This window comes from Asaia sp. SF2.1, assembly GCF_000505765.1.
In the GTDB taxonomy this organism is placed as follows: Bacteria; Pseudomonadota; Alphaproteobacteria; order Acetobacterales; family Acetobacteraceae; genus Asaia; species Asaia bogorensis.
In genome coordinates this window covers 159,583-168,882 of record NZ_AYXS01000048.1, presented here as the reverse complement: position 1 = coordinate 168,882, position 9,300 = coordinate 159,583, and the positions used below count along the sequence as shown (strand labels likewise).

Annotated in this window: 4 protein-coding genes; 3 read left to right on the top strand and 1 reads right to left on the bottom strand. The window is 57.0% G+C overall.

The features are described from left to right. The 3 genes from P792_RS33565 to P792_RS33555 form a co-directional block, all read left to right on the top strand. Window positions 1-1,944 (top strand): NAD(+) synthase (locus tag P792_RS33565; protein ID WP_023979725.1); only part of this gene is annotated, 1,944 nt, incomplete at its 5' end. A 677-nt stretch (window positions 1,945-2,621) separates the two neighbouring features. Next, window positions 2,622-4,061, top strand: coding sequence for a hypothetical protein (locus P792_RS33560; RefSeq protein ID WP_023979724.1), 1,440 nt, complete (start codon window positions 2,622-2,624; stop codon window positions 4,059-4,061). Window positions 4,062-4,209: 148 nt separating this feature from the next. Next, window positions 4,210-6,924 carry a glycosyltransferase gene (locus P792_RS33555; protein WP_023979723.1) on the top strand — a complete coding sequence of 905 codons (2,715 nt, stop codon included), beginning with the start codon at window positions 4,210-4,212 and terminating at the stop codon, window positions 6,922-6,924. Between the two features lie 391 nt (window positions 6,925-7,315). Here the strand turns inward: P792_RS33555 and P792_RS0120060 are convergent. Then, on the bottom strand, window positions 7,316-9,300 hold a 1,985-nt coding region (locus P792_RS0120060), incomplete at its 5' end, for a PQQ-binding-like beta-propeller repeat protein (protein ID WP_152530267.1).

Genomic DNA, 9,300 nt, shown 5'->3' with positions numbered 1-9,300 from the left:
GTGGAACAGATTGTCGCGCTGGCCGCACACTGTGCGAAAGAGGGGGCCGTACTCGCCGTCTTTCCGGAAATGTGCCTCTCCGGTTATGCGATCGACGATCTGAGGCAGCAGGACGCTCTACTTGATGGCGTTATCAGCGCCCTCAAGTTGCTTGCCGATCGCTCAACGGACTGGAGCAGTCTTGTTATAGTCGGGGCGCCGCTTGTCCAGCGCGGGCGGCTGTTCAACTGTGCAGTCGTTCTGCATCGCGGAAAGGTGCTTGGCGTCGTGCCCAAGACCTACCTGCCCAATTACCGCGAATTCTATGACTCCAGACATTTCATCTCGGGCGCGGGGATTATTCAGGAGACCATCAGACTGGGTGACCAGACTGCGCCTTTTGGCACTGACCTCCTATTTGAAGCCGATGACCTGCCTGATTTCACCCTCGGCATAGAAATCTGCGAGGATCTCTGGGTCCCCAGCCCGCCAAGCACCGCCATGGCCATGGCCGGTGCTACGGTGATCGGCAACCCGTCAGCCAGCACGATCACGATCGGCAAGTCGGAAGATCGTCACCTGCTGTGCCGCGCCCAGTCGCAGCGTGCCCTGTGTGCTTATGTCTATGCGGCAGCCGGTGCCGGGGAATCCACGACCGATGTCGCATGGGATGGACAGGTCTCGATTTATGAGGCTGGTCGCCTTCTTGGTGAATCGGCTCGTTTTCCAAAAACCGCTCAGGTGACGTTCGCTGATATCGACCTGGATCTGCTGCGCCAGGAACGCATGCGTATGGGCAGTTTTCATGACTGCGCGCGTGCGCAGGAGCAACGGAGCTGGCGGCGTATTGCCGTGACACTCGCCCCGCCACAACATGATCTCGGTTTTCAGCGCGACGTACCCCGATTTCCCTTTGTGCCTGAAAACGACGCGCGGCTCGATCAGGATTGCTATGAAGCCTGGACCATTCAGGTGCGCGCCCTGACCCAACGCCTGGAGACCAGCGGTGTTGAACGCGCCGTGATTGGCGTTTCAGGCGGCCTGGATTCGACGCTTGCACTGCTGGTGGCCGCACGAGCGGCCGATGAAATGGGCTGGGACCGCAATCGCATCCATGCCTACACCATGCCGGGATTCGCGACGGGCAGTATGAGCCTCTCCCTGGCACATGAGTTGATGAAAGCTCTCGGAGTCGAGGCCCATGAGCTCGACATACGCCCAACCGCCATGCAGATGCTCGAGACCATTGAGCATCCTTTTGCAGCGGGCGAGGCCGTGCATGACGTCACGTTTGAAAACGTGCAGGCCGGTCTGCGTACGGACTTCTTGTTCAGACTGGCGAATCAGTGCAATGGCATCGTGATCGGCACCGGTGATCTGTCAGAGCTTGCGCTGGGCTGGTGCACCTATGGTGTTGGCGACCAGATGTCGCATTACAACGTCAATGCAGGCATGCCCAAGACGCTGATCCAGCATCTGATACGCTGGCTCGCGCAGCAGCAGAATCTCGGGCCAGGCATCGCCCCGGTACTGGAGCGCATTGTCTCGGCTGAAATAACGCCAGAGCTGGTGCCCGCGGACGATAAAGGCGTACAGAAAACAGAAGAAAAGATCGGACCTTATCCGCTTCAGGACTTTAATCTTTACTATACGATTCGCTATGGCTTCAGACCTGACAAGATTCTTTTTCTTGCATTACAGGCTTGGGAAGACAAGGACCGCGGTATCTGGCCCGCTCACTATCCCCAGGATCGCCGCGTGGCTTACGACGCTCCTGAGATAAAGCGCTGGCTGACCCTGTTCATCAAACGGTTCTTCGGGTTCAGCCAGTTCAAACGCTCGGCTATGCCCAATGGGCCGAAACTTTCTTCGGGTGGAAGCCTGTCGCCACGTGGCGAGTGGCGCGCCCCTTCTGACGGGACTGCCGCGGCATGGCTTGCGGAGCTGGAGACTCTCGAGTTCTAAAGCCTTGGGCCGCAACCTTGATGCGGCCCGCACCTCATTTAATCGTGAGGTTCCGTCTAGTTATCCAGTTATACTATTCGTTGTTCGTTTACCTGATAATTGGCGTTTTTTAACGCCTAGGTCGACCTGGCTAGTGGGCCTAAAACACTGAATTTTCTTTATAATTCGCTTAACGCCACGCTATTTTATGTAACTCGACATGTCTGTTTTGCAACAGGGTCATGAGGCATTCACGTCACTTTCATATTCACATGCGTAAGATAGTCGTTCATTACTTGGCTCGCGAAGATGAACTACAATTCATTTTCAAATCGCATGACCGTGTCGAAATATGTATAAGTCGCGAAGATGTGATGTAAATCAAGGTGAGAAAGACATAGTTTCCTAGAGATACCGGAAAATCAACAATCTGCGATTTCAGTTTAGCATTTCAAACCATTTCCAAACCTTCTCTACCAATCCCACATTGCGATTTGTTTCATAACCAATGTCGAATGATTCCCATTACCTTCATTTTATTGACTCGAAGCGAAGGTTAAGACATTCATAAAAAAGTTGGCGTTCAATGCGGGTCTTGCCAGACGACACAGCCATGCTGCCTGCCGAGGCTTAAAGGGGCCGGCAGCATGTAACAGTTTGCGTCTTGAAGCCTCCAAAAATAATAAGGAGATGATCGCATGGCGGTCGTAACGGTAGTTGGTTCGTCGGGTATGACCGTTCAGGTCACCGTCGAGGGTGCACGTATGCAGACGCTTGCGTCGAGCTACGCGACACAGATTCTTAATGCTTCAAATCGTGGCGATCTGACATCTGTCGATCTCGTCAACGGGTCCAATGCAAGCCCGTCCTCGAATGGCAGTGTGATCCAGGGTGTCATCACCACAGGCGGCGCCTTTTCGGTGCAGGGCAACTATACGAACCTGATCATCGGTTCGCAGGGTGCGCCCCTGGGTTCAACCGCCCAGAATACCCCGGTATCCCCCCTCTCCGCCCCAGTGACGGTCGATGGCACGGGCATCACGGCCAGCAATCTCTCGGTCATGGCGGGCACGACGGCTGGTACGAGCTTCTATGCCGGCAACTACAACGGCACGTTTGTTGCGACCATGGGCAACAACCTGTTCGATGGTTCGAACCACAAGGGCAACTGGACGATCGCGACGGGCGATGGCAATGACACGATCATTGCAGCGAACGGCAAGAACAACATCCGCGCAGGCGACGGTCAGAACGTCATCACCCTGGGCTCAGGTACCAACTTCGTGGGGTCGGAAGGTCAGGACACCATTACGGGTGTCGAAAACTCGTCCGACACCGTGACCCTGCTCGGCGGCAACTCGATCGTCACGCTCAAGTCCAACTCGCTGGTTGTCGACTCGGCTCTTTCGGGAAGCCAGATCTCGGTCGGCGTCAACAGCACGGTCTTTGGCGGTACGGGCTCGACCGTCAACTTTACAGGGTCGACGGGCACCATCGTTGGCGCCATTGGCGACACCATCTCGGCCGCCGGCAATCTGCAGGTCGATCACGGCAGCGATCAGTCGATCAGCGTCTCGGGTGCGCTGCAATTCATTTCCGGCACGGGCAACACCTCGATCAATGCGGGCTTCGGCACGATCAGGGGTGCAAACGATCTGCACGCCACCGTCAACACCAGCGGCCTCGCGCTCTTTACTGCAAACCAGCCCAACACAACGGGCAGCCAGTATATCGATGCGTCCTCTTCCAAGGGCACGCTCGAGGCCTGGACGGGTGCAGGCAACAATACGGTCATCGGCACTTCGGGTTCCGATCACTTTGTGTTCGGCACGCAGTTCGAGAACTCCAATGGCGACAGCTTCGCGACCGTGACCGGTGGTGACGGTGCAGCCAACACCTTTGGCGTGCTGGCTGGCCATAACGGTGGTGACATCACCATCACCGACTTCGGCAGCGCTGCTGGCAACATGTTCTTCATGTATAATTACAAGCCCGCCGATGCCGATCAGGCCGTAAAGAACCTGCTCGCTACGGCAACTGTGGCCGGTGGCAACACCACGCTGCAGCTGGACAACAACATGAAGGTTACGTTCCTTGGCGTAACTGATCTGAAGGCTTCGAACATCGTCATCAGCTAAACGCTGATCCCGAATACGAGAGCTGACTAGTCGAAGGCCCGATCCGATGGATCGGGCCTTTGTTTTTCCAGATAGTAAAATTCGTTTATAGACTCAGTTGGCCTCAAAAATCCGGCCAATCCTGAACTCGTCCCTGAGTGAGCACGTCTTGCACGATTTTACCAATACGAAGACATCTTCCGGTTTTGATAATCCTGAAGCTTCAATCGAGGTGCTGCGGGCCTCTGCCTATCTGGCGACGACCCGCGCGGACGCACTTCAGGCCGAACTGCGTCTGAGCAATCAGCAACTCAAGCTTATGCGTCGCTCACTCTCCTGGCGCATGATGGAGCCATTGCGCTGGGTTCGTGCTCTCACCCTGGGCCACCTGCCACGTGGCGTACCGCTCAATGAAGCGTGGGAGCAGTGGCAGGATGCTTGCCGTACCGAGGGTTTTTTCAAAGCGATCAGTCGCTTTATCGACAGCGGTCGCGTCAAGCGCAGACTCTTGCATCACAATGATCAGGCAGGCGACCCGCTCTTTGTTCCGACAAAGCGTCAGGAACAGATCATGCGTCGTCCAGCACCACGAGCCGACCGGTTTCTGCGCTCTCATTATTTGCTGATCGCCGATCTCGGACTTCAGCAATGCACCAAATATCGCGTCACGCAAAAAGCAGAGCTAATGCGAAAGCTTGGCTGGACCGTCCAGATCGTGGATTGGCAGGATAGCGATGAAGCGCTCTCTGCCCTTCAGATCGCAACGCATGTCCTTTTCTATCGCGTCCCCGGTATTGCCTCGGTCCTGTCACTCATCAGTGAGGCCAAACGTGTGGGTTTGCAGCCGCGTTGGGAAATCGATGACCTGCTTTTCAGCAAGGCTCTATACCGCCGCAACGGTAATCTAGATACGTTGGATAACACCGAGCGTCAGGACCTTTATCAGCTTGCCGATTCTTATCTGCTTGCTTTACAGGCCTGCGGCCGAGGCATGGCCTCGACTGAGGCTTTGGCCAAGGAGATGCGCAAGATCGGCATCGAGGATGTTCTGATTCTCGAAAACGCGCTTGATAGCCAGACGCTCGATGTCGCGCGCCAGATCCTTGCGAACCGGGTGCCTCGGGGCGACGACCGCATCATCATATGCTATGGCTCGGGAAGCCGTGCGCATGACATGGATTTCAAGATAGCCGAAACGGGACTGATCGCGGCTATGACAGCTGAGCCGCGTCTCGAGCTTCTGTTGATCGGACCGCTCAAGATCTCAACCGGTTTTGCCCATTTTGGCTCTCGTGTGAAACGGGTCAATGAACTGTCTTATCCAGCTTATCTCGAAGCCCTGTCCAAGGCCGACATTGCCATTGCACCGCTCGAGGAGACTCTTTTCAACGACTGCAAGAGCAATATCAAGTTCCTCGAGGCGGCGATCCTGTCCTTGCCCTCCATCTGCTCACCGACCGACACCTACAAGCGCGTTATCAGGACCGGAGAGAACGGTGTGCTTGCGCGTAGTGCGGAGGAATGGCGCGATGCGCTTCTTACCCTAGCCCATGATCCTGCCCTGCGTGAGCGTATGGGAGAGGCCGCGAGAGCAACCGCTCTGAATCTTTACGCCCCGGAGCGGATTCTGACCCAGCAGGTGGAACCGGTTTTCGGTCGCCCGCCGTCTTTCGGACATAAGGCACCCCGCATTCTTCAGGTCAATGTCTTCATGGCGCCGCGTTCATTTGGCGGGGCTACAATCGTGGTAGAGGCACTTCTGGGCCCGCTTGCCAAGGCGGGGTTTGAAAACAGTGTCATGACCACGCGCCCTGTCTTTCAGGATCTGCCTGACGGCGCCCTGCGTTACAGAATTCTGGATACGGATGTCTTTTCAGTCGTCGCAGGCCGCAACGGGTCGTCAGATAATGTCACCGTGGCACGACAGATCGAACGATGGATTGATGCCTGGGACGTTGATCTCGTGCATTTCCATGCCATTCAGGAAATGGGGACAGGCATGGCACGGGCCTGTCAGAAACGCGGTATCCCCTATGTGATCAGCCTTCATGATTGCTGGTGGCTATCGGACAATCTGTTCATCACACGTGACGATGGCCAATATCACCTGGAGAGCAACGACGTGCCCCTGGCACCCGGCGAATCCACACGGGCCAATTACCTGAACGAGCGCCGCAAAGTCATGCGTCAGGCTCTCGCCGGCGCTGCCGCCATCTTGAGCCCGTCGGAGGAACACAAGAATCTGTATGTGCGCAATGGCGTCCCCGCCGAGCGCATTATGATCAATCGAAACGGATTTACCTGGCCCTCCCGCCCGAAAAAGCGACGCGAACCAGGCGCAAGGCTGCGTTTCGCATTTGTGGGGGGCATCGGTTTCGTCAAGGGTTTCGAACTAATACGCAAGGCGTTCGAGAAGCTCTCCCGCGACGACTGGGAATTAGTACTCGTCGATAACACGCTCAATCTCGGCTTTCCCTCAATCGACACCTCGGAATGGCTGGTCAAAGGCACGATCAAGACCGTTCCTGCCTATAATCAGGCTGGTCTTGATGATTTCTACGATCAGGTTGATGTGCTTCTTTTCCCTTCGCAATGGCGCGAAAGCTACGGCCTGACAGTCCGTGAGGCTCTCTCACGTGACGTATGGGTGATCTCCACGGCCCCCGGAGGACAGTCCGAGGAGATCGTGGATGGCGTAAATGGCTCGCTTATCCCGATCATCAACGATCCTGCCCCGCTTCAGGCTGCTGTGGAGGCGATTCTCGACCAGAAAGATCGCTTCGATCATTACGTGAACCCGAACAAGGCGAGCCTCCCCAACTATGAGGATCAGGCCGCAGAGCTGGCGGCTCTGTATAACTCTCTCCTCAAGCGCTCAGCCTGACCAAGCCCTGCATAGGACCGGGCAGTAAAACGCCCCCCCTGCCAGATCCGGCAGGGTTTTTTTTGTGCCTGCAACCCTGCGAAGCGGGCCTGAGGCGCGATGATTCTTTCTGGAGTTATCGGCTGTGCGGCATACATGGCGGTGAAGGAGCGACGGCCCGTAATCATCGGCACCACCTTGCCGGTGGAGAGAATGCGGCCTGTCCTGCCCTCGTCGAAGCAAAGCCAAAGCAATGGGTGCGTGCGGAGCGGAATATCCAGTCGCTGCGCGGCGCACCCGGAGTGCTAATATCATACGGCTCCTTGCCATATGACCCGTGTTCCGTCCCGCTTGCGAAGGACGGAAACTGTCTCACCCGGCAATCATGATACCGGGCAAGAAGGTCGGCACCTCAGGGCGCTGAGGGTAACGCGTAGGACAAAACGTAGTCGCCCTTATTGGCATTCGTGCCTGTGCGTGTCGCCCCGCCCACTACAACCAGAACATATTGCTTGCCGTTCTGGACATAGCTCATCGGCGTACCCTGACCACCTACTGGCAGGCGCTGACGCCAGACTTCCTTACCACTCTTCAGATCAAAGGCGCGCAGGTAATTATCGAGCGAGCCATGGAAGAAGGCGAGATCACCGCCTGTCAGCAGCGGGCCACCCATGGTGGGCATACCGACCGGGACGTAGATGTGCGGAATGATTCCCTTCTGTCCAAAGACACCGTGAATAGCGGCATCCTGAATACTGCCCACAGGCACCTGCCAGAGCGTTTTCTGGGTTTTGAGATCAATGGCCGTCAGTGAACCGTAGGGCGGCTTGAAGCAGGGCGCCCCCATGGGCGAGACGAACATCGAGCGCTCCACACCCCAGGGCGTGCCCAGCTGCTCCGAATATTCACCTTCGGTGGAGGGAACGAGACCCGCATGGGCGGCGTCCTCGCGCTTGATGAACTGACCCCACATAGCCATGCGGATATCATTCACCACCAGCACGCCGGTCTGCGGGTCGAGCGCGCCACCACCCCAGTTGGACCCACCATAATAGCCAGGCCAGATCAGGGTTTTCTGCTTGTCGCTCAGAGGAGTCCATTCACCCTCCCAACGCATTTTCTTGAAGGCGATGCGGCAATAGAGCTGATCAAAGATCGTTGCTCCCCACATGTCACTTTCCTTGAGCGGCGCAACACCGATCGACAGGTCGGAATAGGGCTGGACCGGGCTGATGCGCTGGCCGGGCATACCATCAGTTGCAACCTTGCGGTCTGTTACCTTGACCACAGGCTTGCCGGTCCGGCGGTCGAGCACGAATATCTGGCTGCGCTTGGTCAGGCCAACCACAACCGGAACCGTCTCGCCATTCGCCCCGGGCAGATCGTACAGGATCGGCTGTGACGTCACGTCATAGTCGAACATGTCGTTATTGGCGGTACGGAAATGCCAGTGTTCCTGACCCGTGCGCAGATTGAGCGCCAGGATGGTATCGTTATATTCATCCGAATAGGGATGACGGTTACCGGTCCAGAAATCGGGCGTCTGATTGCCCATCGGAATGAAGGCAAGGCCGAGCTTGGGATCGTAAGACGCCGTACCCCAGAAATTGGGCGTCTCGGGCGCATAGATCTGACCTGCGGGTAGCGGGCGGCTATCGCGGTTTCCACGCGAGGCATCCCAGGCCCAGACAAGACGACCCGTACGGACATCGTAACCACGAATGACGCCGGAAGGCTCACCCACGGTCATGTTATCGTTGATCTTGCCACCCACCATGATCACGCCATCTGCCACCAGCGGCGCAGATGTCAGGTAATAGGATCCCGGGGCTGTCGGCCCGAGCCCCTCAAGCAGGTTGACCATGCCGTGATCACCGAAATCCTGACACAGTGCACCTGTGGCAGCATCGAGCTCAAAAAGGCGGGCATCATTGGTCGTGCTGACAATGCGTCTTGCGCAAGGCGCTGACGCATCGATTGGCGCAGGCGCAGCCGGCAAGACGGAAGCGGCAGGCGCGGTGTCTGCGGAGGCAGCGGCCCCGGCAGCAGACGGCGCTGTAGTGGTATCGGCTACGTCCTGCGGGCCGAAAGCCTTGGCATCCGGTGCAAGCAGCGACATGGTTGTCATATCCGCGTAGCTTACGCCACGGCAGCGCTTCCAGCCCTTGTTGCCGCGCGTCACCTGCATATGCGGGTCAAAGCGCCATTTCTCCTTGCCCGTGACCGGGTCGAGCGCAATCACCTTGTTGAGCGGCGTGCAGAGATAAAGCGTGTCGGCAATCTTGAGCGGGGTGACCTGATACTCGGCGCCATCAATGGCAAGGTCCCCGGTATGGAAGCTCCAGGCCAGCTTCAGGTCTGAAACATTGCCGGCATTGATCTGCACATAGGGTGCAA